Raw genomic sequence first — 22,684 nt, 5'->3', positions numbered from 1 at the left:
GCTCCGACAGCCCCCACCCCTACCCCGGAGCTTGACCATGCTGAGCCTTCACACCAACAACGCCGCCCTGTCCGCACAAAATTCGATCAACCGCACCCAGGGCTCGTTGTCGACCTCGATGACCCGCCTGTCGACCGGCTACCGCATCAATTCCTCGATGGACGACGCCGCCGGCCTGCAGATCGCCACCCGCCTGAAAGCCCAGACCAGCGGCATGGCCGTGGCGATGCGCAACACCCAGAACTCGACCTCGATGCTGCAAACGGCCGAAGGCGCGCTCGACGAAGTGAGCAATATGGTGGTGCGCATGAAAGACCTGGCCACCCAAGCGGCCGATGCCTCCTCGACCACGGCCGACAAGACCGCCATGCAGTCGGAATACGACGCGCTCGGCAAGGAATTGAGCAACGTGATGAGCAACACCACCTTCGGCGGCGCCAAGCTGCTGATCGGCGGCACCATCGCCTCCTCGATGACTTTCCAGATCGGTTCGAGCACCAGCGAAAAAATGACGGTCAACCTGGCCACCGACGTGACCGCCCTGGACACCGCCATCGGCGCCACCAGCGGCACCTACACCGTGCCGGGCACCCCTGGCACCGAACTGACCGCCAGCGCCAACGCCACCATCGACCTGCTCTCGACCGCGCTGGCCTCGATCGGCACCGTGCGCTCGGCCCTGGGCGCCTCGGCCAACCGCCTCGAACACGTGTACAACAACCTGTCGAACATCAGCACCAACAGCAAGGCCGCCACCGGGCGCATCATGGACGTCGACTTCGCCAGCGAAAGCTCGAAAATGACCACCAGCCAGATGCTGCTGCAAGCCGGCACCGCCATGCTGAAACAGAGCAACAGCATGTCTTCGATGGTCATGTCGCTGCTGCAATAATCAACGGCTGGGCCGCCGGCGCTGGCGCCGGGCATTGACCGAGCCAGCCGGCCCCCGGCTGGCTCTTTTTTATCCTGACCTTGCGTGAACGCCATGTCTACTATCTCTTCGCAGCAGCTCGGTGCATCGACGATTGGCCCGCTGGCGCCGCTGGCGCTGTTGCCGGCGCCGCTGGCGGGCGGCGCCGCCCCCGGCCTGCCGCTGCCGGCTGCGGAAACGGTAGCGGCGCCGGCGCCGGCCGCCGGCCTGCCGGCCAACCTGAACGAGAGCGCTTCGATGCGGGCCGACCAGGTGTTCATGGCGCGCCAGATGGCCTGGCCGGTGCTCGACGGCGCCGCCCTGGCCAGCGCCTGGCGCACCATGGTGCGCACCTACGCGGCCCAGCTGGCTACCTTGCAGCAGCAGGGGCGCGCCCAGTTCATGCCGGGCAAGCTGTTGATGTCGGGCGTGCAGCAAGCCATGCAGGCCAGTACCGTGCAGCAGCAGGCCACCTTGTTATGGCATCCGGAAGCCTGGCGTTTCGTGCTGCCGGGCGCGGGCGGGCAGCAACTGGCGCTGCGCCTGCTGACCGGGCTGCCCGACCCGCCGCCCAGCCGGCGCCAGCGCGCCAAGGCGGCGCTGCGGCTGGACGTGGTGCTGTCCGACGGCAGCCATGCCACGGTGCAACTGGAACTGCTCGATGGGGTGATGATGGAACTGGCGGCCGAGCATCCGCGCGCGGTGGCGCTGTTGCGCCATTCGCTGCCGGCACTCAAGGAAGCCATCGAAACGGCCGGCTTGCGCCTGGCGCGCGCCAGCGTCAGGCAGGGTATCTGGCCGGGCAAACCCTTGCAGCAGTATTCGCCGCAGGTCAGCGCCGCCCTGCCCCCGCCCCTGTTCCGGGCCATGGCCGAGGTGGCGCTGCTGCTGGCGCGCACCACCAGGAGCGAGGCGGCGACCACGGTGCGGTTTACCGAGAGGTCGTTGCCGGGAATGAGGCCGTATGGCGAGCCCTAGGAGTCTGCGCGGCAGAAGCTCGTCGGTCGAAACGAGTGGAGAAAAGTCCCACTTCCCACCCATTTCTCGGTCTGTAGCTACGGCTACAGACCTCAAAAGTGGGCGTGAATTGGGTTCTTTTCCCACCCGTTTCGCCTCGACTCCTTCTGCCGCGCAGACTCCTAGCGCGTCATCCCCGCGCAGGCGGGGATCCAAGTTCGCCGCGGCTATCGACCAAGCGGAAAACTTGGGTCCCCGCCTGCGCGGGGACGACGACTAGCGCGGCTTATCCCACGGTGCCGACAATGCTCACATCGCGGTTTTCGGGAATCTCGTTGTAGGACAGCACATGCAGCCCCGGCGCGAACAGGCGCGCATAGCGCGCCAGTAGCGGCCTGATCTGCGGCAGCACCAGCAGCAGCGGCGCGCTCTGCTGTTGCTTCATCTGCTCGCGCGCCACCGGCATGTTCAACTGTAGTTGCGAAAGCAACTGCGGATCGATCGGGAAGTTGTCCAGCGCCACCTTGCCGCCCTGGCGCGCCTGGTTCAAGGACCCCAGCAACATATTCTCAAGCTCGGCCGACAAATTGAACGCCGGCATCTCCTTCTTCTTGCCGAACAAGGCCGTCACAATCTGCCGGCGCAGCGCGCAGCGCACTTCGGCCGCCAGCAAGATCGGATCCTTGGTGGTTTCCGAACTGTCGAGCAAGGTGGTGCCGATCACCACGATATCCTTGAGCGAGACATTTTCTGTCAGCAGCACGCGGAATACGCGCAGCAACTGGGTGTGCGTCATCGCCTTGTCCAGCGCCGAGGCCAGCTTGGGCGAGAGCGCCGTCATCCGTTCCAGGATGGCCGCCACGTCTTCATGGCGGAACAGGTCCGGCAGGTAATCGCGCACCACCTTGGAACAATGGGTGGCGATCGCGCTCGGCACCTCGACCACCTGGTAGCCGAGCCCGAGCGCATGGGCCTTCTCGGCCGGCGCGATCCAGGTAATGGCCATGCCGTAGGCCGGTTCGATCCCGGGAATTCCGTCGAGCTGGCCGTACACCGAGGGCGAGGCAATCGCCATCAGGCATTCCGGCACCACTTCGGCCTCGGCCACCACGGTGCCGCTGAGCATGATCGAATACTGGGTCGGGCGCAGCGACAAGTCGTCGCGCACATGGATCGGCGGCAGCAGCAAGCCCATCGCTTCGGACAAGCTCTGGCGCACGCCCTTGATGCGCTTGGTCAGCGGCTCGCCCTGGGCGGCGTCGACCAGCCCGACCAGCTTGTAGCCGACCGCCACCGTCAAGGCTTGCACCGCCGGCAAGTGCTGCCACTCGAGGTCGGGGGCGCGCTCGTCGCGCAGGGCCGCTTCGATTGCCGCCACCCCGGCCAGGTCGGGCGCCTTGACCATGCGCGCCAGGCGCCAGCCGACGTAGCCGAGCACGACCGCGAAGATGCCGAACATCAGCCACGGCATGCCCGGCACCATGGCCAGCACCAGCATCATGCCGGAGGCGCTGTAGAGCACCGCCGGCGAGGCCAGCAACTGCCCGCCGACCTGCTGCTCGAAGTCGCCCGCATCGCTGATCCGGGTCACCAGGATGGCGGCGGCGGCCGACAGCAGCAGCGCCGGGATCTGCGCCACCAGGCCGTCACCGATGGTCAACAGCGCGTACAGGCGGAAGGCGTCGCCGAACGAGAGGTCGTGCATCAGCGCGCCGATCGCCACGCCGCCCACCATGTTGATGATCAAAATCAGGATACTGGCGACCGCGTCGCCGCGCACGAACTTCGAGGCGCCGTCCATGGCGCCGTAGAAGTCGGCTTCGGCGGCCACGTCGCGCCGCCGCACCTGGGCTTTTTCCTGGTTGATCAGGCCAGCGTTGAGGTCGGCGTCGATCGCCATCTGCTTGCCGGGCAGCGCGTCCAGCGTGAACCGCGCCGACACTTCGGAAATGCGTTCCGCGCCCTTGGTCACCACCGCGAAGTTAATGATCATCAAAATGATGAACACGACGAAGCCGACCACGAAATTGCCGCCGATAACCACGTTGGCGAAGGCTTCGATCACTTTACCGGCCGCGTCGCTACCCGTGTGGCCGTGCAGCAGCACCACCCGGGTCGAGGCCACGTTCAGGGTCAGCCTGAGCATGGTGGTGCCGAGAATGACGCTCGGGAAGACCGAGAAGTCGAGCGGCCGCTTGGCCGAGACCGACACCAGGATGACGATCATGGCCAGCACGATGTTGAAGGTAAACAGCACGTCGAGCAGCACCGGCGGCAGCGGCAGGATGATCATCGACAAGATGACCAGCAAGAACACCGGGGTGGCGAATTTATGCCGCTTCAACTCGGTCAGCAGGCTGTTCAAAAAACTCATGTGGCGGGAACCTCACTCAGATGAGATGGCACGACCACCTCGTTGGGGAAACGGGGCGGCGCAGTGCGCCGGCCGGCACGAAAAGCGTTCAGTTGCAGCACATAGTTGAGCACCTGCGACACGGCCTGGTACAGCTGGGCCGGAATTTGTTGCTGGACCTGGCTGGTATTGTAGATCGCCCGAGCCAGCGGCGGCAGTTCCAGGGTCTCGATATTGTGCTGCTTTGCAATCTGGCGGATGAACAGGGCCATCTCGTCGACCCCCTTGGCCACCACGAAGGGCGCTTCGGCGCGGCTGGCCTCGTACTTGAGCGCCACCGCGTAATGTTCGGGATTGACGATCACGACATCGGCCGTGGGCACGGTCTTGCTCACGCTGCGGCGCGCCATCTGCTGCTGCAACTGGCGGATGCGCTGGCGCACTTCGGGCTTGCCTTCGCTGCTCTTGTGTTCTTCCTTCTGGTCGTGCTTGCTCATGCGCTGGTTGCGCGCGAACAAGAACGCCTGCACCGGCACGTCGAGCACGGCGAACATGACGAACACCATGCACATCGCCATCAGGGCGTCGAGCATCAGCGCGGCGCCGGCCGGCAGCGCCGCCGACAGCGGCATCTTTTGCAATTCGACAAAGGCGTTCATGCTCGCGCGGCTCACATGCACCAGCACCGTCCCGAGCACGGCGGCCTTGCCGACCGAGGTGGCCACGCCGATGCCGTGCTTGGCGGTAAACAGGTTGCCCAGGTTTTTCATGGGCGAGAGGCGCGCCATTTTCGGCTCCATGTTCTTGGTGCTGACCACCCAGCCGCCCGGAATGAGGGACGACAGCACCACCGCGAACGGCACGCCCAGGAGCGGCAGCACCATCGTGATCAACAGCCACATGGCACTCGTGAAGATGGTCGAGCTCAGGTTTTCCATGGCCCCGTCCGCGCCGAGCGGGATGAAGACCAGCGCGAACAGGCTGCGGAAGGAGTCCAGGTAGCTCGGCAGCATCATGGAAAACACTTTCAGGCTGACCAGGATGCCGATCGCGGTGGCCAGGTCGCGCGAACGCACCACCTGCCCTTCCTCGCGGGCCTTGCGCAGCTTTTGCTGCGACGCCTTTTCGGTCTTGTCGCCACCGCTCGCGTCGTCAGCCATGGGCCGCCTTCATCTGTTGGTCGATCAGTTCAAGGATCTGGTTGCTCATCGCAATATAGTGTTCGGGAATGAAGCGCACGATCTGGATCAGCATCATCAGGCCGAACAAGGTGGTCAGCGAAAACCCCAGCGAAAACAGGTTGAGGGACGGCGCCACCCGGTTCAACAGGCCGAAGCCGAGCTGCACCACCAGGGTCGAAAACACGATCGGCAGCGCCAGCAGCATGGCGGCGGCGAAGATCCAGGCCGCCTTCAGCGCCACCGTTCCCAGCAGCATCGGGGCGTAGCCCGCGCCCACCGGCCAGGCCTTGAAACTGGTGGCCAGCACCCCGGTCAGCACCAGGTGCCCGTCGATGGCGAAAAACACGATGATGGCCAGCAGCGAGAGCATGCCCGAGACCACGTCCGAGGCGGTGCCGTTGACCGGATCGTTCATCTGCGCCATCGAAAAACCGATCTGGCTCGACACCAGGTAGCCCAGCACATTGATCACCGACATCGAAAAGTGCATGGCCAGCCCCAGCACGCCGCCGATCACGGCCTGTTCCAGGGTGGTGGCGACGCCCATCACCGAAAACGGGTCGACCACCGCGTTGCCGGGACTAAACGGCAGCATCATGAAGGCCAGCACCAGCGCCAGCAGCACGCGCACCGGCAGCGGCACCAGGATGTCGCCCACCACCGGCGCGGCCGAGAGCAGCGCCAGGTTGCGCACGAACGGCCACCACAGGGCGTTCAGGAACGGCAGCAGGTAGCCGGCCAGCTCCATGCCTTGTTATCCGACCAGGGCGGCGGCGCGCTGGAACACGGAGACGCAGTAATCCATCAGGTAAGCGGTCATCCAGTGCCCGGCCATCATCACCGCCAGCAGGGTCACCAGCAGGCGCGGCAAGAAACTCAGGGTCTGCTCGTTGATCTGGGTGGCGGCCTGCACCAGCGCCACCAGCAAGCCCATGACCAGGCCCGGCACCACCAGCACCAGCACCATCACCATGACGATTTGCAAGGCGCCGACCATCAGGTCGACTGCCACGTCGGGGGTCATCGCCTCTCTCCCATGCCTTCTCCCATCGTCAAAACGGCCGTATGCTGCCGACCAGGGTGTTGACGGTCAGGGTCCAGCCATCGACCAGCACGAACAGCAGCAGCTTGAAGGGCAAGGAAATGACCAGCGGCGAAAGCATCATCATGCCCATCGCCATCAGCACCGAGGACACCACCAGGTCGATGATCAAGAAGGGAATGAACAGCATGGCGCCGATCTGGAACGCGGTTTTCAGTTCGCTCAGCACGAACGCGGCCAGCTTGACCGTGAAGGCGCGTTGCTGCGGCGCCATCTCGGACGGTTCGCCCGCCAGCCTGGCCACCTGGGCCAGCGCGGCCTTGCTGGTCTGGGCCAGCATGAAGCGCGACAGCGGCGCTTCGGCCACCTTCAGCGCATCCTGCATGCCGATCTTGTCCTGGTCGTAGGGCACGAAGGCCTCGCGCCAGATCTGGTCGCCGACCGGGCGCATCACCAGCAGGGTGAGGATCAGGGCCACGCCGGTGATGATCCGGTTCGGCAAGCCCTGCTGCAGGCCGAGCGCCTGGCGCAGCAGCGAGAGCACGATCACGAAGCGGGTGAAGCAGGTCATCATCATGACCATGACGGGCAGCAGCCCAAGCAGGGTCATCAGGACCAGCACCTGCGACTTGACAGTCAGGTCGGTCTTGGCGCCGGGAATGACCCCGGCCAGCAAGTCCTGGGCCGAGGCCGGCGCGGCGTACAGCAGGCCGGCAGCGAGCAAGGCCGCGCCGCCGATCGCCAGCGCGCCGCCGCTCCCGCGTGCGCCGCCTCTCATGCGGTCAAGAGGTCCAGGTCGAGGCCATCGAGATCGATGACCTTCAGGCCGTACTGTTCGCCGGCCACCACCACTTCGGCGCGCCCGATCGGGGTGCCGTTGACCTTGATGACGAGCGGCTCGCCCGCCAGCACGTCGAGCGCGATCACGCTGGCCGGCCCGATCGCCATCAGTTCTTGCAGCGAAATGCGGGCCGAGCCCACTTCCAGGGTCAGGGTCACCGGAATCTTGCGCATCATCTGCGGCAAGTCGCGCTGGGGCCGTTTTTCAAGCGCGCGCGCGCTGTCGACACCGGACGGCACGCCCATGACAGGTTCGTCGATGATCAATTCTTCGTCGATTCCGGCAGCCAGATCCGGAGCCTGGAGTTCGTTCTCGTTGATTTTCATTAGTCGCTATCTTCAAAAGAGGTTAAACAGAGCGAACCGTTATGCTCGGTTACCGCGGCAGTAAACAAACGCGACTCGGCCAGCAAGACATCGGCCCGGCCCACCGTCACCGGGATGATGTCGCCCAGCTTGAGGGCAAACAGCGCTTCGAGCGTGATTTCCTTGCTCACCAAACGCCCGTCCAGGGTCACTTGCAGCGCCGTGCCCAGCGCCACGCTGGCGTGCGGGGTGCGCTCGCGCGCGCGCTCGGGCATCAGCCCCAGCAACACGCGCGCCACCAGCTCCTGGTCCAGCGCCAGCCACAGCTGCCCGCATTCGCCGCCCTGGCCGCGCCGCAGGGTGATCCCCAGGGTCCAGCCGCCGGGCGCGGGCGGCGGCGGCGGCACCTTGCCCGGCACCAGCTCGGCGCAAGGCAGTCCAGCTTCATTATGCGCCCGCGCAAGGTTTGCATCCACCCGTCTCGCAAGCACCGAGGCTATTTGTTGACCTAACACAACTGCGAGGCGTTCTTCGGTGGCAGTCACGCGTACTGTGGACGGGTCGACGGCCGGTCCGGGCAGTGCGCCGCGGCGGCCGTAGCGCTGGTTGAGCACCGCCAGCAGCAGCGAGCGTTCGAGCGCGAAGGCGACGCTGCCGGCGCTGCCTTCGAAGGCCAGCCAGCGCCCGCTCTGCGCGCTGTCGGGGGCGCCGACAAAGCCGGCCGCTTCGAGCTGGAAACCATCCCAGTAGCGCCGCACGGCTGGCTGGCGCAAGGCGGCCGCCACATCCTCGGCAATCTGGGCGGCGAACTGGGGCAACAAATGCACCGGCCGGCCCAGCAGGCGGGGGTCGAGCACTTGCGATGAGGCCTGCAAGTTTGTCTTATTTATCATGGTCATAAGTAACTCGGCAAGTGCGTGGCAAAGAGGGCAACTCTTTGTTTTGTTTGAGGAAAACAGTATATCAGAGCACGTTTATTTGATGGATTTAATTTCCGAGTGGCACTATAATTGCCTTGCGGTAAGTGGCCATTTGGTTCTCAAAAGCAATTAATTCAGGAAAATGGCTCAAGTTCCCACACTTCGACCCGTTACCAACAGTAAGCGATATCGTTAGACATTTCGACACCTTTGCTTCTGCTCCAAGAGGTTTAGGGAAATTTGTTGGTTTTACCCGACTCAGCAATAATTTATTTTGCCGTCGAGCATGTTTTCGTTTGGAATCGCAGCACGGAACGCGCACACTGGGCGCTTCACCGTTCAGGCCGGTCACGACAGAAAATCAGTCGTAACTGTTTGATTATGAACAAAAAATTATGCAGGGATGACAACATGGAAGTCGGAAACACAACAGCCAATACGCTCGCTACCGAGCTCCAGTCGGAGATGAAGATACTGGCCAACGACGCCGGCCAACTGAACGCACACGCCAACATCGGCACCGCCGGCGGCCAGCCGCTGCCGGCCGGGTTTTCCTTCACCCAGAGCATGAAGGATGCGCTCGAGAGCGTGAACCAGCAAGACGCCGCAGCCGGCCAGAAAATGAACGATGTCGACAGCGGCAAGAGCGACGACCTGGTCGGCGCCATGCTGGCCAGCCAGGAAGCGAGCCTGTCCTTCTCGATGCTCATGCAAGTGCGGAACAAGGTCATGGGCGCGATGGACGAGCTGATCAAGCTCCCTGTCTAAGCAGCCGTTTGCGACTTCACCCTCACCACGGGAACCCACCAGCGTGATTGCCTCTCTTAAATCCACCTTCGCCGGGCGCATGGGCGCCATGCCTTCGCTGCCGCCGGCGTTGCGCAACAACCTGACCCCGATGCTGGTGCTGGCGATTGCCATCACGGCAGCCGTAATGATGTACATGTGGAACGACCAGGCCGGCTACAAGCCGGTCTTCGGCGCCAACGAACGGGTGGCCTCGGGCGACATGATGGCCGTGCTGGACGCCGACAAGGTGCCGTACCGCCTGCATCCGGACACCGGCCAGCTCTTGGTGCCTTCCTCGCAACTGGGCAAGGTGCGCATGCTGCTGGCCGCCAAGGGCGTCACCGCCCAGCTGCCGGCCGGCCTGGAACTGATGGACAAGAACGATCCGCTGGGCGTGTCCCAGTTCGTGCAGGACGTGCGCTTTCGCCGTGGCCTGGAAGGCGAACTGGCGCAAAGCATCCTCTCGCTCGACGCCATCGCCTCGGCCCGGGTCCACCTGTCGATCGCGCGCTCGACCTCGTTCGTGGCCAGCGACGGCGAAAAATCCTCAGCCTCGGTGGTGGTGGCCGTGAAACCGGGGCGCACCCTGGCCCCGGAACAGATCGCCGCGATCATCAACATGGTCTCCGGCAGCGTCGCCAGCCTGGCCCCGGCGCGGGTCAGCCTGGTCGACCAGGCCGGCAATTACCTCTCCTCGCGGGTCGACCTCTCGGAAGGCTTCGACGGCGCCGCCCAGGGGATGGATGGCAACGCCAAGAAATACCAGGACCAGGTGCGCGGCAATGTGAATGAACTGCTCGGCCCGGTGTTGGGCGCCGACAACTTCAAGCTCAGCGTGACCGCCGACATCGACAACGACAAGATCGAGGAAACCAGCGAAAAATACGGCGACGCCCCGAAAGTGACCAGCGAAGCGACCCGCGAAGAGCAGGAAAAGAACCGCATGGCGATGGGCGTGCCGGGCACCCTGTCGAACCGCCCGCCGGCCCTGCCCGATGCCCAGGCCGGCGCGGCGCCCGGCGCCGACGATGGCAGCGCGCGCAAGAACGCCAGCACGCGCCAGTTTGCCTACGACCGCAACATCACCCAGATCAAACGCAGCCGCGGCCGCTTGCGCAAGCTCAGCGTGGCGGTGGTGCTCAACAACCGGGTGGCGGCCGCCAAAACCGGCTGGACCCCGGCCGAACTGGCGAATATCGAAAAAACCCTCAGCAGCGGCCTGGGCATCAACGCCGCGCGCGGCGATGTGCTGGCGGTATCAAGCATGACCTTCCCCGTTCAGCCCGCCGCCCAGCCGTGGTGGCAGGAACGCGACAACGTGGTCGACATGAGCGGCTGGGCGGCCTGGGCGGTGGGCATCCTGCTCGGCTTCCTGCTGATCATCCGTCCTCTGCTGCGCCTCTTGACAGTGCGCCTGGCGCCGCCCGCCGTGGCCGGCGACGCCCAGTTGCTGGGCGGCCCGGCCGGCCCGGCCACCGCCGTCGTCGGTCCCGCCATGCGCGTCGGCGACGCCCGCCTGGGCGACGCCGCCGGCGCGGTCCCGGCCCTCGGCGCCCCGCTGCAGATGGTGCCTTTGCTCGAAAATTATGATCTCCCCCCTGCCGGATCGGCAGTCGATGTGATGGTCGATCACTTGAAAGTTCTCGCTGCCAAGGAACCGGAGCGGGTCGCCGAAGTCGTCAAACAATGGATGCAGAAAAATGGCCGAACTGGACAATAACGTGGAAGCCGAAGAGGCGCCTGGACTGACCCCTGTCGAACAGGCGGCCATCGTCCTGCTCAGCATTGGCGAAGAGCCGGCCGCCGCCGTGCTGCGCTGCCTCGACCGCGAGGAATTGCTCGAAGTGACGCAAGTCATGTCGCGCATGAGCGGCATCAAGGTCGATTCGGTGCGCATCGCGATGCAAACCTTTTTCGACGATTACCGCCAGCAGTCGGGCGTGCATGGCGCCTCGCGCAGCTACCTGAAGCGCTCGCTCGACCTGGCGCTCGGCAGCGACATCGCCAACAGCGTCCTCAACAACATCTACGGCGACGCCATCCGCCCGATGATGGCGCGCCTGCAGTGGGCCTCGCCGAAATGGCTGGCCGACTACATCGCCAACGAGCACGTGCAGATGCAAGCGGTGTTCCTGGCCTTCGTGCCGCCGGCGCTGGCCGGCCAGATCCTCGACGCCCTGCCGCTGGAAGGCCGCGACCTGGTCCTGCTGAACCTGGCGCGCCTCGATGAAATCGACCGCGACCTCTTGACCGAACTCGAAGAGCTGGTGACCCGCTGCCTGGGCGCGCTCGATACCCAGAGCGCCAGCGTGGAAGGAATCCGCCAGGTGGCCGAGATCCTCAACCGGCTGCCAGGCAACCGCGCCGGCATGGTCGAACTGCTGCGCGCCCACGATCCGGACGTGGTGAGCGAAATCGAAATGAGCATGTACGACTTCCTGATCCTGTCGCGCCAGACCGAGGCCACGATCACCCGCATCCTCGACGACGTGCCGCTCGAGCAATGGGCGATCGCGCTCAAGGGCGCCGAACCGGCGATCCGCGATGCGATCCTGACCACCATGCCGCGCCGCCAGGCCCAGAACTTCGACGACCTGCTGCGCCGCGCCGGTCCGGTGCCGATGTCGCGCATCGAACAGACCCGCAAGGACATCATGGCAACCGTCAAGCAACTGGCCGACAACGGCGAAATCGAAGTCCAACTGTTCGCCGAGGCAGTCGTAGAATGAAACAATTCCGCCCCTACCATTTCCCGCCGCTGTCGCAGCTCGACGCGCTCGGCGCCGCCCGTTCCTCCGAGGCCGCCGGAGAGTGGCAGAACGCGGTCGAAGAAGGCTACCAGCAGGGGCAGCGCGAAGGATACGAGACCGGCTTGTCGAACGGCCGCGACGACGGCTACGCGACCGGCCTGGCCGAGGGGCTGGCGGCCGGCCGCCAGCAAGCCATGCGCCAGGTGCAGGAGCGCTTCGACCAACTGGCCGGTCCGCTGGACGGCATGTTCGCCCAGCTCGGCCAGATGGTGGAAGAATTCCGTTCGGCCCAGCGCAAGGAAGTCGTCGACCTGGTCGGCAAGGTGGCGCGCCAGGTGATCCGCGCCGAACTGGCCTTGCAGCCGGTGCAGTTGCTGGCGCTGGTGGACGAAGCGCTGGCCGCCATGCCGCCCACGCGCGAGCGCATCGAAGTGTGCCTCAACCCGGAAGAACTCAAGCGCATCACCGAACTCGATCCGGTGCGCGCCGCCAAATGGTCGCTGCTGCCCGATCCCTCGCTGGAAGCGGGCGAATGCCGCGTGCGCGCCGGCGACAATGAAGTCGACGCCGGTTGCCAGGGCCGCCTGGCCAACTGCATGTCGCAGGTCAGCACGCAACTGATGCCGAGCGCCGAACGCGTGCTCGACGAGGTCGACGCATGAGCAAGCTGGCCGATTCCCTGCGCACCGTCGAGCTCGACGACGTCCCGGTCGCGATTCCGACCGGACGCCTGGTCGGCGCCTCGGGCTTGCTGCTGGAGTCGGCCGGCTGCCGCCTGCACACGGGCCAGCGCTGCCGCATCGAAACGGTGGGCGGCGAGTGGCTGGACGCCCAGGTGGTCGGTTTTCGCGAACGCCTGTCGTTCCTGATGCCGTTCAAGCAAGCGATCGGCCTGACCACCGGCGCCCGCGTGTTGCCGAGCCCGACCGCCGCGACCCTGCAGATCGGCCCCTCGTGGCTGGGGCGCATGGTCAACGGCCTGGGCGAGCCGATCGACGGCCTGGGGCGCCTGGGCGGCGAGCATCGCCTGGAGATGACGCCGCCCAGAATCAATCCGCTGAAAAAACAACCGGTGCTCGAGCCGCTCGACGTCGGCGTGCGCGCCATCAATTCCATGCTGACCATCGGCAAGGGCCAACGGGTCGGCCTGATGGCCGGCAGCGGGGTCGGCAAGTCCGTGCTGCTCGGCCTGATCACGCGCCAGACCGTGGCCGACGTGGTCGTGGTCGGCCTGATCGGCGAACGCTCGCGCGAGGTGCGCGAATTCGTCGACATGTCGCTCGGCCCCGAGGGCTTGAAAAAAGCCGTGCTGGTGATCGCCCCGGCCGACGAATCGCCGCTGATGCGCATCCGCGCGACCGAACTGTGCCACGCGATCGCCGCCCATTACCGCGACCAGGGCTTGAACGTGCTGCTGCTGGTCGACTCGCTCACCCGCTACGCGATGGCGCTGCGCGAAGTGGCGCTGGCGCTGGGCGAGCCGCCGGCCACCAAGGGCTATCCGCCCTCGGTCTTCTCGGCCCTGCCGCAACTGGTCGAAAGCGCCGGCAACGGCGAGCATGAACACGGCAGCATGAGCGCCATCTACACCGTGCTGGCCGAAGGCGACGACCAGCAGGACCCGGTGGTCGACACCGCCCGCGCGATTCTCGACGGCCACATCGTGCTCACGCGCGAACTGGCCGAACGCGGCCACTACCCGGCCATCGACGTGGCCGCCTCGATCAGCCGCTGCATGGCGCAGGTGGTGCCGGCCGCGCACGCGCTGGCCGCGCGCAAGCTGAAAGCCGCGCTGGCGCGCCACGCCAGAGTGCGCGACCTGATTCCCCTGGGCGCCTACGTGCCGGGCGCCGATCCGGTGACCGACCACGCGGTGCGCCTGGAGCCCCATATCGACGCCTACCTGTGCCAGGGAACGCGTGAAGCGGCGCCTTTGCCTGAATGCATTACCCAACTTGAAGCGATGATGTCATGAGCACCAAGAACACGATCGACAGCCTGGGCACCCTGGTCCGCCTGCGCAGCACCAAGGTGGAACAGTTGCAGGCCGACATGGCCGCCCAGCACGCGACCAAGGCCCGTTACCAGGCCAACCTGGCGCGCCTGGACAGCCTGGCGGCCGGCAGCGGCGCCAGCGGCGCGCTGCCGCTGGCGCTGGCCCTGAACTGCGGCCAGTACAAGCTGGCCGTGATCGCGCTGGCCGACAACCATCGCACCGACCTCTCCCTGCACGAAGCGACCATGGCGGTCTCGCAGCGCGCCCTGAACGACGCCTGGAGCGAGCGCGAACTGCTGGGCCAGGTACTGGAACAGAAAAAAGGCGTGGCCGAGCTGGCCCGCAACCGCACCGAACGCAAGCGCGAAGACGACCTGGCCACGCAATCGTGGCTGGCCGGCCGCAAGTAATTTCAACTGACATCCCTGGAGAAACCTGATGGCGACCATTGGCAACACCTACGATCCGGCCACCACCGCAGCGGGCCTGGCGACCAACTACACCTCGGCGCGCCAGAGCATCCTGACGGCCCAGACCAAGCAGGCCGGCAGCGCCGCCGCCGCCCTCACCTCGCTGCGCTCGGCCATTTCGGGCTACCAGAGCTCGTTGCTGTCGCTGACCTCCGGCAAGACCATGCTGAGCCAGTCCGCGACCTTCAGCAACCCCGCCATCGGCAGCGCCAGCGCGGGCGTGAACGCGACCGCCGGCAGCTACAGCTTTTTCGTCGAACAGCTCGCCACCGCCAACCAGGTCTCCTACGCCGGGCTGGCCGACAGCCCCGCCGACGGCGGCAACCTCGGCATCGAATTCGGCGGCGTACCCGGCTTCACGGTCAACCTGGCCACGGCCAACAGCGATGGCAACGCCACCCTGACCCCGCGCGAAATGGCGGCCGCCATCAATGCCGAGCCGACCAACAACGGGCGCGTGTCGGCCTCGATCGTCACCGTCAACGGCGTCACCCAGCTGATGCTGACCTCGAAAACGACTGGCGCGGCCGGCAACATCTCGCTCAACACGGCGGCGGTGGGCAATGCCGGCCTGAAAGCGGCCCTGTCCGCGCCGCCCACCCAGGTCACCACCGGCCAGGACGCCCTGGTCTGGCTCGGCGCGCAAGGCACCGGCACCCCGATCGCCCAGGCCTCGAACGTGTTTACCAACGTCGACGGCGTGACCATGACCTTCACCAAGGCCCAGGCCCCGGGCGACACGCCGGTCACCCTGACGGTGGCCAGCGACAACGCCGGCACCGTGGCCAAGGTGCAGAAATTCGTCGACGATTACAACAAGCTCAAGACCGTGATCGACGCCATGGTCGCGCCGGGCGACCCGTCCAAGGGCGCCACCCCCGGCGTGTTCGCCAACGATGGCGGCGTGCGCGTGCTGCAAGGGCGCATGGTGAGCATGCTGCGCGGCGCAAACGGCGCCGACAGCCTGGCCGCCTACGGCATCGTGGCCACCCGCGACGGCAGCCTGTCGCTGAACGCGACGCGCCTGACCAGCCAGCTGGCGGTCTCGCCGAAAGGGCTCGACACCCTGATCGGCAGCAGCGTCAACGGCAGCAGCAGCGGCATCGCAGGCAGCCTCGACAGCTACCTGAAGGAATGGAGCAGCAGCACCGACGGCCAGCTCAAGCAGCGCCTGGAACAGAACACCAAATTGCAGACCAGCCTGACCAAGCGCCAGGACCAGCTCGACAAGCAGTACGACAGCGCCTACAAGCGCTATCTGACGCAATTTACACAATTGCAGACACTGCAAAGCCGGATGGCGTCCAACACCTCGATGTTCGAGGCACTGTTCGGCGATAAATCCTAATCAAGAGAGGAAAAGATGTCCTATTCCGACGCTTACAGCGACTACCACTCGGTTAACCTCGATGCTCAGACGGCGCGTGCATCACCGGTCGAGCTGGTACTGCTGCTGACCGATGGCTTGCTCGACGAACTGGCCCGCGCGCGCGGCCACATCATCGGCAAGCGCTACGAGCAAAAGGCGGTCAGCATTGACAAATGTGTCGAAATCATCAATGGATTGTCCAGCTCGCTGGACTTCGAGCAAGGTGGCGACGTGGTGGAAAACCTGGCACGACTGTACGACTTTTGCGCCGCGCGCCTGCATGGCGCCGGCATCAAGATGGACCCGGCCATGCTGGACGAAGTGGTCGAGATTCTCGGCACGATCCGCCAGGGCTGGCTTGGCGTACAGGCGCGCAATGCCTAGGCGCGCCGCCCTGAACGCCCTGACGGTGGCCCTGGCCGCCGCCGGCGATGCGCGCGACTGGGTCGCGCTGGACCGCGCCGTCGGCGCCCTCGGCACCGACTTGCGCGTGCTGGCGGCCAGCGGCCCCTGGAGCGCGCCGGAAACGCGCGCGCTCGCAGCGCTGCGCGCGCAGCACGACAAGGCGGCCGAACTGTGCGCCGCCGAGCTGGACGCGCTGGAAGCGCAAATGAACCACATGCACACGAACAAAGCCGGGTTTATCGCCTACGCCCTCGACAATGACACCGACACAGAACGTAACCAGGCATACCCATAATGCTCGCTAACCTGACCCCTTCCCCGGCTGCGCCGGCCGCCAGCGGCGCCGCCGCGCCAGCGCCGGCGACCTCGCCGGCTGTGGCCGTGCCAGTCGCAGCGGGCACCGCAGCCGCCGCCGCGCAAGCCCCGGCCGTGCCCCTGTTTGCCAGCTGGCTCGCGTTCGACGCCCCGGCCGGCCAGTTCAATGCCGACGGCGACACCAGCGGTGAAGATGCCGCCGTGGACGGCCTGGCCGAGCTGCCGGCCCTGGCCGACGCGCCCGCCCTGGCGGCGCCCGAACCCGATAGCGCCAGCACGCCGGCCATGACGATGAGCTCGCTGTTCGGCCTGAACCTGCCGCTCGGCATGGTTTTGCCGCCAACGATGCCGGCAGCGATGCCGGCCTCGCTGCCGGCATCCATGACTGGCACGCCGGCGCCGCTGGAAGGCGCCGCGCTGGTGGGCGCCGCGCCGCTCGCCACCGCCAGCGCTGGCGCCACCGCCGGCGTCACCGCAGCGCTCAGCTTTGCAGCGCCGGCCGCGCCCGCGCCAGCGCTGCCAGCCGCGCCGTTCGCCCCGGTCCAGGCGGCGGTTCCAGCCAGCATCGTCTCGTTCACCTTCAAGGCGCCGCCGCCGCCCGTCGCCACCGCCAACAGCGGCGAGGCCGCCGCCACCGAGGCCCGCGCCGACAGTGGCGCGGCCGAGCTGCGCGCGCCCGCCGCAGCGCCAGTAGCCGTGCCTGCGCCCGCCCTGGCCGCCGCCGCCCCGGCGCCGCGCGCGCCGCTGCGCGCCAGCGAGGGCGCCCCGGCCGGCGCGCCGGCCGCCCAGAAAACAACGGTCGCCAGCGCCGCCCAGCCGTTCGCCGCCGCCGACAGCATGCTGCGCAGCGACGTTCCGGTGACCGGCGCGGCCAACATCATGGCTGGCGCGAATGCGCTGGCGGCCCACACCAGCACCGTGGCCGGCCCGCTCGACGTGAAACTGCCGGCCAATCCGGCCGACTGGCAGCAGCCGCTGCGCGACGCGCTGGGCGAGCGCCTGCAACTGCAACTGGGCCGCAACCTGGACCAGGCCGTGATCCGCCTCGATCCGCCGCAGCTGGGCCGCATCGAGATCGCGATCCGCCACGCCGCCGGCGGCGTGCTGGAAGTAAACATCAGCGCCACCCACAGCGAAGTGCGGCGCCAGCTCAACAACGTGAGCGACGCCATGCGCTCCGACCTGGCCTCGCGCCAGTTCAGCGATGTCGCCGTGACCATTACGGCAACCCCGCGCAGCGGCGCCGCCTTCGGCGAACAGCAGGGCCGTGGCCGCCAGCCGGAGCGTGATACGAACGAGAACGATCCCGGGCGCGCCCTGTCCGAAGCGGGCCAGCCGTCCGCCACCTTCTCCCTGTCCGGGCGTGAGGTCGTGGCATGAAAAAATCGACCAAGCTGATCATTGTGTTTGTGGTGCTGGGCGTGCTGGGCGCGGCCGGCGCCGGCGCCGCCTTGTACTTCAAGCAAGCAATGCCGGGCAAGGAAGGCAAGCACGCCGAAGCGGAAGCGCCAAAGAAAAAACCGGCCAGGTATGTCTCGCTCGACAAGGTCATCGTCATGCTGCGCCGCAGCCCCGGCGAAACCCAGGCGCACTACATCTCGACCGACCTGGTGCTCTCGACCACGGTCGAGCAGGAAAAGAAAGCCAAGGATGACCTGCCGATGCTGCGCAGCGTGGCCGTGCGCGCCCTCTCGGCGCACACCATGAGCGCGGCGCAGGACCTGACGGTCGAGCAGTACGCCGAGCAGCTCAACAGCACTTTCGCCGCCACTTATGACAAGGACAAGCTCGAAAAGCCGTTCTCCGAAGTCATGATCGGCAAACTGATCATCGAATAGCCTGAGGATCTCGTGGCCTATCACGCCGATTACACCGACAGCGGCAGCGCCGCCAGCTACCCGGGCGGGCATGGCGCCGCCGGGCACGCCGGGCACGCCGACTACGGCGGCGACTATGCCGGCGCGCAGGTGGCCGCGCAGGTTGCCGAGTACGCCCCCGTGCTCGACGCCCGCGAAGAGCAGCGCCAGCTGGTGGCCTACGCGCCGCTGGTCAAGCGCATCGTGCGCCAGTTGAACGCCCAGGTATCGTCCGTGATGGGGCGCGAGGACATGGAGCAGATCGGCCTGATGGGTTTGCTCGAAGCGCTGCGCCGTTACGGCATGCCCGACGCCGGCTTCGGCAGCTTCGCCTCCCTGCGCATCCGCGGCGCGATCCTGGACGAACTGCGGCGCCAGGACTGGCGTCCGCGCGCGGTGCGCCAGGACAGCCACAAGATGCGCGACCAGGTGCGCGCCCTGACCCGTTCGCTGGGACGGGAACCGAGCGACCAGGAAGCCGGCGCCGCCCTGGGCCTGTCGCCCGAAGCGTATGCCCAGTACCAGCTCGACGATGGCGCCGAACTGTTGCTCAGCTTCGACGAGGTGCTGCAAGAGGCCGCCGAGCGCGCCCACAGCGCCCCCGGCCCGGAAGATCAGTTCATCGTCAAGCGCAGCCTGGAACAAGCCTTGCTGGCCCTGGACGAGCGCGAGCAGCGCGTGATCCAGATGATTTACGAATTCGAACTGAGCTACAAGGAAGTGGCCGCCGTGCTCGATTTGTCGGATGCGCGCGTCTGCCAGCTCAATAAAGCGGCCCTGGCCAAGATGAAAGCAGCCCTCAAAGGCTGAACAGACCGTGTTTTCCCTCTTACCTAAGCATAACAAGACTTACCAAAGGAATTTACTATGCAGCCAATAGTCGGCATTGCCATCGTTCTCGGCTGTATCTTCGGCGGCTTTGTGCTGATGGGCGGCACCTTCGCCGCCATCTGGCACCCGGTCGAGATCCTGATTATCGCCGGCGGCGGCGCCGGGGCGCTGGTGCTAGGCAACCCGAACCACGTGCTGAAGGAATTGAGCACCCAGTTGCGCAAGATCATCACGCGCAAGAAGCAGGGTTCCGAATTCCAGCGCCAGTTGTTGTTGTTGATGTATGAATTGCTGCAAACCGCCGCCGGCGGCCTGAAAGCGCTCGATGCGCACGTGGAAGACCCGGCCTCGAGCCCGCTGTTCCAGCGTTATCCCCTGGTGCTGGAAGAGCCTAAACTATTGGCGTTTATTGTCGATAATTTCCGTTTGATGGCCATGGGCAAAATCAACGCCCACGAGCTTGAAGGCGTGCTGGAGCAGGAACTGGAAGCCATTCACGAAGAGCTGGTGCAGCCGTCCAAGTCGCTGCACAAGATTGCCGAAGCGATGCCGGGATTCGGCATCCTGGCGGCGGTGCTCGGGATCGTGCTGGCCATGAACTCGGTGGCGGACGGCGCCGACGCGGGGGCGATTTCGGCCAAGGTCGGCGCGGCGATGGTCGGCACCTTCCTCGGGATTTTCTTTTGCTACGGCATTCTTGACCCGATCAGCAACATGATGAAACAGCTTGTGAACCAGGAAGCGTCGAACATGGAATGCGTCAAAGTCGTGCTGGTGACCCACGTGGCCGGCAAACCGGCCCTGCTGGCGATCGATGCCGGGCGCCGCCTGGTGCAGCTGAACATCAAGCCGACCTTCGCGCAACTGGAAAGCTGGATCAACGCCATGGGCGGCGAAGGCGACGATACGGCATCGCCGAAACGGCGCGCCACCGACAAGGCAGGAGAGCAGCGTGCAAAAGCAGCATGATAAACATGACAAGCACGACGCGGCGATCATCGTCCGCGGCCGTGGCAAGGCGCACGAGGACGACCACGGCGGCGCCTGGAAAGTCGCCTTCGCCGATTTTTGCCTGGCGCTGCTGGCCCTGTTCCTGGTGCTGTGGCTGATGGCGGCGCGCGACCAGCAAACCATGAAAGCGATGGTGCGCGAGCAAAACGGCAGCTACGCCGACGGCCAGGGCAACAAGCCGGAAATCGGCGGCGGCCCGCGCGGCAGCCTGATCGAGCGCTTCGCGATGCCCCACAACGGCACCTCGCCGCACAAGGAGAACGGCGGCGAAGGCCCGAAAGTGCGCTACGACTCGCCGGCCGAACTGGCGGTACTCTCGCGCAAGCTGGGCACCATGAGCGTGGAAGCGGGCCTGGCCAACAACCTCGAAGCGGTGGTCACCCCGTACGGCTTGCGCGTCACCCTGCACGACACCGACCGCCAGGGCATGTTTTTGCTCGGTAGCGCGATGCCGACCGACCGCTTCGCGCGCCTGATGCGCCAGATGGGTCCGCTATTCGCGAAAATGGCCAACCAGATGCTCATCATCGGCCATACCGACGCCCGCAAATATGCCGGCGACCAGGATGGCAACTCGAACTGGAGCCTGTCGAACGCGCGCGCCATGGCCGCCCGTTCCCAGTTACTGCAAGGGTCGATGAATCCGGACAGCGTGCTGCAAGTGGTCGGGATGGCCGACCGCGCCCCGTTCGACCCGGACGATTCGGGCGCGGCCGTGAACCGCCGCATCGAAATGCTGATCCTGACCCGCACCCAGGCCGACACCGTGGCCGCCATGTTCGGCGTGCCGGGCAAGAACGAGATCGGCGCCGAAGCGGACGTCGGCGCCAAGGGCTCGGTCGAACAACTGCGCGAAAAGCTGGGCAACGTCAAGCACATCAAGGGCGCCGACGCCCGGGCCAATTAATCATGACGATCCAATCCAAAAGCCGAGGTCCACGCATGAAAATCTCTTCGGGCGGTGCCTCCGCCGACGCCTCGGCGGTGCAGCGCAGCGGCGCCGCCGTGGTCTCCGAGCCCAAAAGCACGGGCGCCGGCGCCGGCGTGGCCGCCGCCCCGGGCGCCCTGCAATCGGACCTGCTGCAACCGGCCATGGCCGCGCTCGGCGCCATGCCCGAGATCGACCACGAGCGCGTGGCGCAACTGCGCGACGCGCTGGCCAAGGGCGAGCTGCCGTTCGATGCGGCCCGCCTGGCCAGCCTGATCACCCGCTTTCACGCAGGCCAGGGATGAGCCGCATGACGCGCGAGCAAGCCATCGGCAAGCTCACCGCCGGCCTGGGCGCCGACCTGGCGGCCTGCCAGGCCATCCTGGCGCTGCTGGGCCGCCAGTTCGAGGCCGCCCTGCGCCACCACAGCGCCGAATTGTCCGAACTGGCCGGACAACTGGCGCCCCTGCTCGAGGCCATGGAACAGCGGCGCGTGCAGCGCGTCACCCTGGTGCGCGCCCTGTGCGGCCAGAGCGCCGACATGGCGACCCTGATGGCCACCCTGGCCGCGCCGCAACGCGACGCCATGGACGCCGACTGGCAGGCGCTGGGGCAGTTGGTACTGGAATGCAAACGTTTGAATGTTCGCAACAGCGCCTTGCTGACCGAACAATTTTCCATCATGCAGCGTGTGCTGCACGGCGAGGAGACCCTGTATGAAGCACGCTGAATTCCATACGGCCGCGATCAGCCCGACCGCACCGACCCAGTCCACCCGTCCGATGGCGGCCGTCGGCGGCGGCGCCGGTTTCAAAGGCGTCTACCAGTCGATGCAAAACGAGATCGCCGATTTCATCAGCCAGGGCAGCGCCGAGTCCGGCATGTCCAGCCTGAGCCCGCAGGGCCGCATGCTGCAGGCGCGCCTGCAAGACAATGAGGTCGCGCCCGGCGCCACGGTCGGCGCCGCCTTTGCCGACGGTTCCGGGCAAAAAGCGTTTCTCGACCAGATCGCGCCGTGGGCGCGCGAAGCCGGCGAACGCCTCGGCGTGGCGCCGCAACTGGTGTCGGCCCATGCCGCGCTGGAATCGGGCTGGGGCCAGCGTCCGCTGCGCCAGGCCGAAGGCGCCAGCACCCACAACCTGTTCGGCATCAAGGCCGGGGCCAGCTGGCAGGGCGAGGTCTCGGACAACGCCACCACCGAATTCGAACACGGCACGGCAGTGAAGAAAACCGAACGTTTCCGCAGCTATCCAGACCAGGCCGCCGCGTTCCGCGACTACGCCCAGATGTTGCTGGACAATCCACGCTACGCCGCCGCCATCGGCACCGGCAGCGATGCCGGCGCCTTTGCCCAGGGCCTGGCCAAGGGCGGCTACGCCACCGATCCGGCCTACGCCGCCAAGCTGACCAAGCTGGCCGCGCGTCTGCAGGGAGCGTCGGAATGAGCTTGACGCT

Annotated in this window: 26 protein-coding genes; 19 read left to right on the top strand and 7 right to left on the bottom strand. The window is 66.3% G+C overall.

Annotation, left to right across the window (positions count from 1 at the left end; all coding sequences use genetic code 11):
* Nucleotides 1-37: 37 nt before the first annotated feature.
* Both F1735_RS11170 and F1735_RS11165 read left to right on the top strand, forming a co-directional pair.
* Nucleotides 38-892: a flagellin N-terminal helical domain-containing protein gene (locus F1735_RS11170; protein ID WP_167236988.1), complete on the top strand. Its 855-nt coding sequence runs from the start codon at nt 38-40 to the stop codon at nt 890-892.
* Between the two features lie 93 nt (nt 893-985).
* On the top strand, nt 986-1,888 hold the full coding sequence (locus tag F1735_RS11165) for a flagellar hook-length control protein FliK (protein ID WP_167236987.1): 903 nt from the start codon (nt 986-988) through the stop codon (nt 1,886-1,888).
* A gap of 265 nt (nt 1,889-2,153) precedes the next feature.
* Here the strand turns inward: F1735_RS11165 and F1735_RS11160 are convergent, their stop codons facing one another.
* The 7 genes from F1735_RS11160 to F1735_RS11130 all read right to left on the bottom strand — a co-directional run bounded on the left by F1735_RS11160 (nt 2,154) and on the right by F1735_RS11130 (nt 8,482).
* The gene (locus tag F1735_RS11160; RefSeq protein WP_167236986.1) at nt 2,154-4,241 is read right to left on the bottom strand and encodes a flagellar biosynthesis protein FlhA; all 2,088 of its coding nucleotides are present in this window, start codon (nt 4,239-4,241) and stop codon (nt 2,154-2,156) included.
* On the bottom strand, nt 4,238-5,380 hold the full coding sequence (gene flhB, locus F1735_RS11155; protein WP_167236985.1) for a flagellar type III secretion system protein FlhB: 1,143 nt from the start codon (nt 5,378-5,380) through the stop codon (nt 4,238-4,240). The genes F1735_RS11160 and flhB overlap by 4 nt, the downstream gene beginning before the upstream one ends.
* On the bottom strand, nt 5,373-6,149 hold the full coding sequence (gene fliR / locus F1735_RS11150) for a flagellar biosynthetic protein FliR (protein ID WP_167236984.1): 777 nt from the start codon (nt 6,147-6,149) through the stop codon (nt 5,373-5,375). Before fliR ends, flhB begins: the two co-directional genes overlap by 8 nt.
* A 6-nt stretch (nt 6,150-6,155) precedes the next feature.
* Nucleotides 6,156-6,425, bottom strand: coding sequence for a flagellar biosynthetic protein FliQ (locus tag F1735_RS11145; RefSeq protein WP_167236983.1), 270 nt, complete (start codon nt 6,423-6,425; stop codon nt 6,156-6,158).
* A gap of 28 nt (nt 6,426-6,453) precedes the next feature.
* On the bottom strand, nt 6,454-7,221 hold the full coding sequence (gene fliP, locus F1735_RS11140; RefSeq protein WP_167236982.1) for a flagellar type III secretion system pore protein FliP: 768 nt from the start codon (nt 7,219-7,221) through the stop codon (nt 6,454-6,456).
* Nucleotides 7,218-7,529, bottom strand: a complete 312-nt coding sequence (locus F1735_RS11135) for a FliM/FliN family flagellar motor switch protein (RefSeq protein WP_166895022.1) — start codon at nt 7,527-7,529, stop codon at nt 7,218-7,220. Before F1735_RS11135 ends, fliP begins: the two co-directional genes overlap by 4 nt.
* A gap of 80 nt (nt 7,530-7,609) precedes the next feature.
* Nucleotides 7,610-8,482, bottom strand: a complete 873-nt coding sequence (locus F1735_RS11130; protein ID WP_308627217.1) for a hypothetical protein — start codon at nt 8,480-8,482, stop codon at nt 7,610-7,612.
* Nucleotides 8,483-8,920: 438 nt separating this feature from the next.
* Between F1735_RS11130 and F1735_RS11125 the strand changes: the two genes are divergently transcribed.
* The 17 genes from F1735_RS11125 to F1735_RS11045 all read left to right on the top strand — a co-directional run bounded on the left by F1735_RS11125 (nt 8,921) and on the right by F1735_RS11045 (nt 22,674).
* Nucleotides 8,921-9,277 (top strand): flagellar hook-basal body complex protein FliE, encoded by a 357-nt coding sequence (locus F1735_RS11125; protein WP_187364216.1) that lies wholly within the window; start codon nt 8,921-8,923, stop codon nt 9,275-9,277.
* Between the two features lie 43 nt (nt 9,278-9,320).
* Entirely contained in the window at nt 9,321-11,018 is a 1,698-nt protein-coding gene (fliF, locus tag F1735_RS11120) for a flagellar basal-body MS-ring/collar protein FliF (RefSeq protein ID WP_373888501.1), read from the top strand.
* On the top strand, nt 10,999-12,027 hold the full coding sequence (locus tag F1735_RS11115) for a flagellar motor switch protein FliG (protein WP_167236980.1): 1,029 nt from the start codon (nt 10,999-11,001) through the stop codon (nt 12,025-12,027). Before fliF ends, F1735_RS11115 begins: the two co-directional genes overlap by 20 nt.
* Entirely contained in the window at nt 12,024-12,710 is a 687-nt protein-coding gene (gene fliH, locus F1735_RS11110) for a flagellar assembly protein FliH (protein ID WP_166894994.1), read from the top strand. Before F1735_RS11115 ends, fliH begins: the two co-directional genes overlap by 4 nt.
* The gene (gene fliI / locus F1735_RS11105; protein WP_167236979.1) at nt 12,707-14,023 is read left to right on the top strand and encodes a flagellar protein export ATPase FliI; all 1,317 of its coding nucleotides are present in this window, start codon (nt 12,707-12,709) and stop codon (nt 14,021-14,023) included. Before fliH ends, fliI begins: the two co-directional genes overlap by 4 nt.
* Nucleotides 14,020-14,454, top strand: coding sequence for a flagellar export protein FliJ (locus F1735_RS11100; RefSeq protein WP_166894990.1), 435 nt, complete (start codon nt 14,020-14,022; stop codon nt 14,452-14,454). The genes fliI and F1735_RS11100 overlap by 4 nt, the downstream gene beginning before the upstream one ends.
* Nucleotides 14,455-14,482: 28 nt before the next feature.
* Complete coding sequence (fliD, locus tag F1735_RS11095) at nt 14,483-15,862, top strand: flagellar filament capping protein FliD (protein ID WP_167236978.1); 1,380 nt, start codon at nt 14,483-14,485, stop codon at nt 15,860-15,862.
* Nucleotides 15,863-15,877: 15 nt separating this feature from the next.
* Complete coding sequence (gene fliS, locus F1735_RS11090; protein ID WP_167236977.1) at nt 15,878-16,267, top strand: flagellar export chaperone FliS; 390 nt, start codon at nt 15,878-15,880, stop codon at nt 16,265-16,267.
* Nucleotides 16,260-16,583: a hypothetical protein gene (locus F1735_RS11085; RefSeq protein ID WP_167236976.1), complete on the top strand. Its 324-nt coding sequence runs from the start codon at nt 16,260-16,262 to the stop codon at nt 16,581-16,583. Before fliS ends, F1735_RS11085 begins: the two co-directional genes overlap by 8 nt.
* Nucleotides 16,583-17,983 (top strand): flagellar hook-length control protein FliK, encoded by a 1,401-nt coding sequence (locus tag F1735_RS11080; RefSeq protein WP_167236975.1) that lies wholly within the window; start codon nt 16,583-16,585, stop codon nt 17,981-17,983. Before F1735_RS11085 ends, F1735_RS11080 begins: the two co-directional genes overlap by 1 nt.
* The gene (locus F1735_RS11075; RefSeq protein ID WP_167236974.1) at nt 17,980-18,441 is read left to right on the top strand and encodes a flagellar basal body-associated FliL family protein; all 462 of its coding nucleotides are present in this window, start codon (nt 17,980-17,982) and stop codon (nt 18,439-18,441) included. Before F1735_RS11080 ends, F1735_RS11075 begins: the two co-directional genes overlap by 4 nt.
* Nucleotides 18,442-18,570: 129 nt before the next feature.
* A complete protein-coding gene (locus tag F1735_RS11070; RefSeq protein ID WP_167237022.1) occupies nt 18,571-19,269 on the top strand; it encodes a FliA/WhiG family RNA polymerase sigma factor in 699 nt (232 codons plus the stop codon).
* Between the two features lie 57 nt (nt 19,270-19,326).
* Nucleotides 19,327-20,259 carry a flagellar motor stator protein MotA gene (motA, locus tag F1735_RS11065; protein ID WP_167236973.1) on the top strand — a complete coding sequence of 311 codons (933 nt, stop codon included), beginning with the start codon at nt 19,327-19,329 and terminating at the stop codon, nt 20,257-20,259.
* Nucleotides 20,243-21,208, top strand: coding sequence for a flagellar motor protein MotB (locus F1735_RS11060; protein ID WP_167236972.1), 966 nt, complete (start codon nt 20,243-20,245; stop codon nt 21,206-21,208). Before motA ends, F1735_RS11060 begins: the two co-directional genes overlap by 17 nt.
* A gap of 35 nt (nt 21,209-21,243) precedes the next feature.
* On the top strand, nt 21,244-21,534 hold the full coding sequence (gene flgM, locus F1735_RS11055) for a flagellar biosynthesis anti-sigma factor FlgM (RefSeq protein WP_167236971.1): 291 nt from the start codon (nt 21,244-21,246) through the stop codon (nt 21,532-21,534).
* Nucleotides 21,531-21,959, top strand: coding sequence for a flagellar export chaperone FlgN (flgN, locus tag F1735_RS11050; RefSeq protein ID WP_167236970.1), 429 nt, complete (start codon nt 21,531-21,533; stop codon nt 21,957-21,959). The genes flgM and flgN overlap by 4 nt, the downstream gene beginning before the upstream one ends.
* On the top strand, nt 21,946-22,674 hold the full coding sequence (locus tag F1735_RS11045; protein ID WP_167236969.1) for a glycoside hydrolase family 73 protein: 729 nt from the start codon (nt 21,946-21,948) through the stop codon (nt 22,672-22,674). The genes flgN and F1735_RS11045 overlap by 14 nt, the downstream gene beginning before the upstream one ends.
* Nucleotides 22,675-22,684: the final 10 nt, after the last annotated feature.

Origin of the sequence: Massilia genomosp. 1, from assembly GCF_011682185.1 — a bacterium.
In the GTDB taxonomy this organism is placed as follows: domain Bacteria; phylum Pseudomonadota; class Gammaproteobacteria; order Burkholderiales; family Burkholderiaceae_D; genus Telluria_A; species Telluria_A rubra.
This window is presented reverse-complemented; position numbering and strand designations above follow the sequence as displayed.

Excerpts from the sequence above, each read along its gene's own strand:
- flgN (WP_167236970.1), top strand. The coding sequence starts at position 21,531 with ATGAGCCGCATGACGCGCGAGCAAGCCATCGGCAAGCTCACCGCCGGC.
- F1735_RS11085 (WP_167236976.1), top strand. The coding sequence starts at position 16,260 with ATGCCTAGGCGCGCCGCCCTGAACGCCCTGACGGTGGCCCTGGCCGCC.
- F1735_RS11075 (WP_167236974.1), top strand. The coding sequence starts at position 17,980 with ATGAAAAAATCGACCAAGCTGATCATTGTGTTTGTGGTGCTGGGCGTG.
- fliR (WP_167236984.1), bottom strand. The coding sequence starts at position 6,149 with ATGGAGCTGGCCGGCTACCTGCTGCCGTTCCTGAACGCCCTGTGGTGG.
- F1735_RS11100 (WP_166894990.1), top strand. The coding sequence starts at position 14,020 with ATGAGCACCAAGAACACGATCGACAGCCTGGGCACCCTGGTCCGCCTG.
- F1735_RS11165 (WP_167236987.1), top strand. The coding sequence starts at position 986 with ATGTCTACTATCTCTTCGCAGCAGCTCGGTGCATCGACGATTGGCCCG.
- motA (WP_167236973.1), top strand. The coding sequence starts at position 19,327 with ATGCAGCCAATAGTCGGCATTGCCATCGTTCTCGGCTGTATCTTCGGC.
- fliD (WP_167236978.1), top strand. The coding sequence starts at position 14,483 with ATGGCGACCATTGGCAACACCTACGATCCGGCCACCACCGCAGCGGGC.
- F1735_RS11080 (WP_167236975.1), top strand. The coding sequence starts at position 16,583 with ATGCTCGCTAACCTGACCCCTTCCCCGGCTGCGCCGGCCGCCAGCGGC.
- fliH (WP_166894994.1), top strand. The coding sequence starts at position 12,024 with ATGAAACAATTCCGCCCCTACCATTTCCCGCCGCTGTCGCAGCTCGAC.
- fliI (WP_167236979.1), top strand. The coding sequence starts at position 12,707 with ATGAGCAAGCTGGCCGATTCCCTGCGCACCGTCGAGCTCGACGACGTC.
- F1735_RS11130 (WP_308627217.1), bottom strand. The coding sequence starts at position 8,482 with ATGATAAATAAGACAAACTTGCAGGCCTCATCGCAAGTGCTCGACCCC.
- F1735_RS11125 (WP_187364216.1), top strand. The coding sequence starts at position 8,921 with ATGGAAGTCGGAAACACAACAGCCAATACGCTCGCTACCGAGCTCCAG.
- fliS (WP_167236977.1), top strand. The coding sequence starts at position 15,878 with ATGTCCTATTCCGACGCTTACAGCGACTACCACTCGGTTAACCTCGAT.
- F1735_RS11170 (WP_167236988.1), top strand. The coding sequence starts at position 38 with ATGCTGAGCCTTCACACCAACAACGCCGCCCTGTCCGCACAAAATTCG.
- F1735_RS11045 (WP_167236969.1), top strand. The coding sequence starts at position 21,946 with ATGAAGCACGCTGAATTCCATACGGCCGCGATCAGCCCGACCGCACCG.
- flgM (WP_167236971.1), top strand. The coding sequence starts at position 21,244 with ATGAAAATCTCTTCGGGCGGTGCCTCCGCCGACGCCTCGGCGGTGCAG.
- F1735_RS11115 (WP_167236980.1), top strand. The coding sequence starts at position 10,999 with ATGGCCGAACTGGACAATAACGTGGAAGCCGAAGAGGCGCCTGGACTG.
- F1735_RS11145 (WP_167236983.1), bottom strand. The coding sequence starts at position 6,425 with ATGACCCCCGACGTGGCAGTCGACCTGATGGTCGGCGCCTTGCAAATC.
- F1735_RS11160 (WP_167236986.1), bottom strand. The coding sequence starts at position 4,241 with ATGAGTTTTTTGAACAGCCTGCTGACCGAGTTGAAGCGGCATAAATTC.
- fliP (WP_167236982.1), bottom strand. The coding sequence starts at position 7,221 with ATGAGAGGCGGCGCACGCGGGAGCGGCGGCGCGCTGGCGATCGGCGGC.
- flhB (WP_167236985.1), bottom strand. The coding sequence starts at position 5,380 with ATGGCTGACGACGCGAGCGGTGGCGACAAGACCGAAAAGGCGTCGCAG.
- F1735_RS11135 (WP_166895022.1), bottom strand. The coding sequence starts at position 7,529 with ATGGGCGTGCCGTCCGGTGTCGACAGCGCGCGCGCGCTTGAAAAACGG.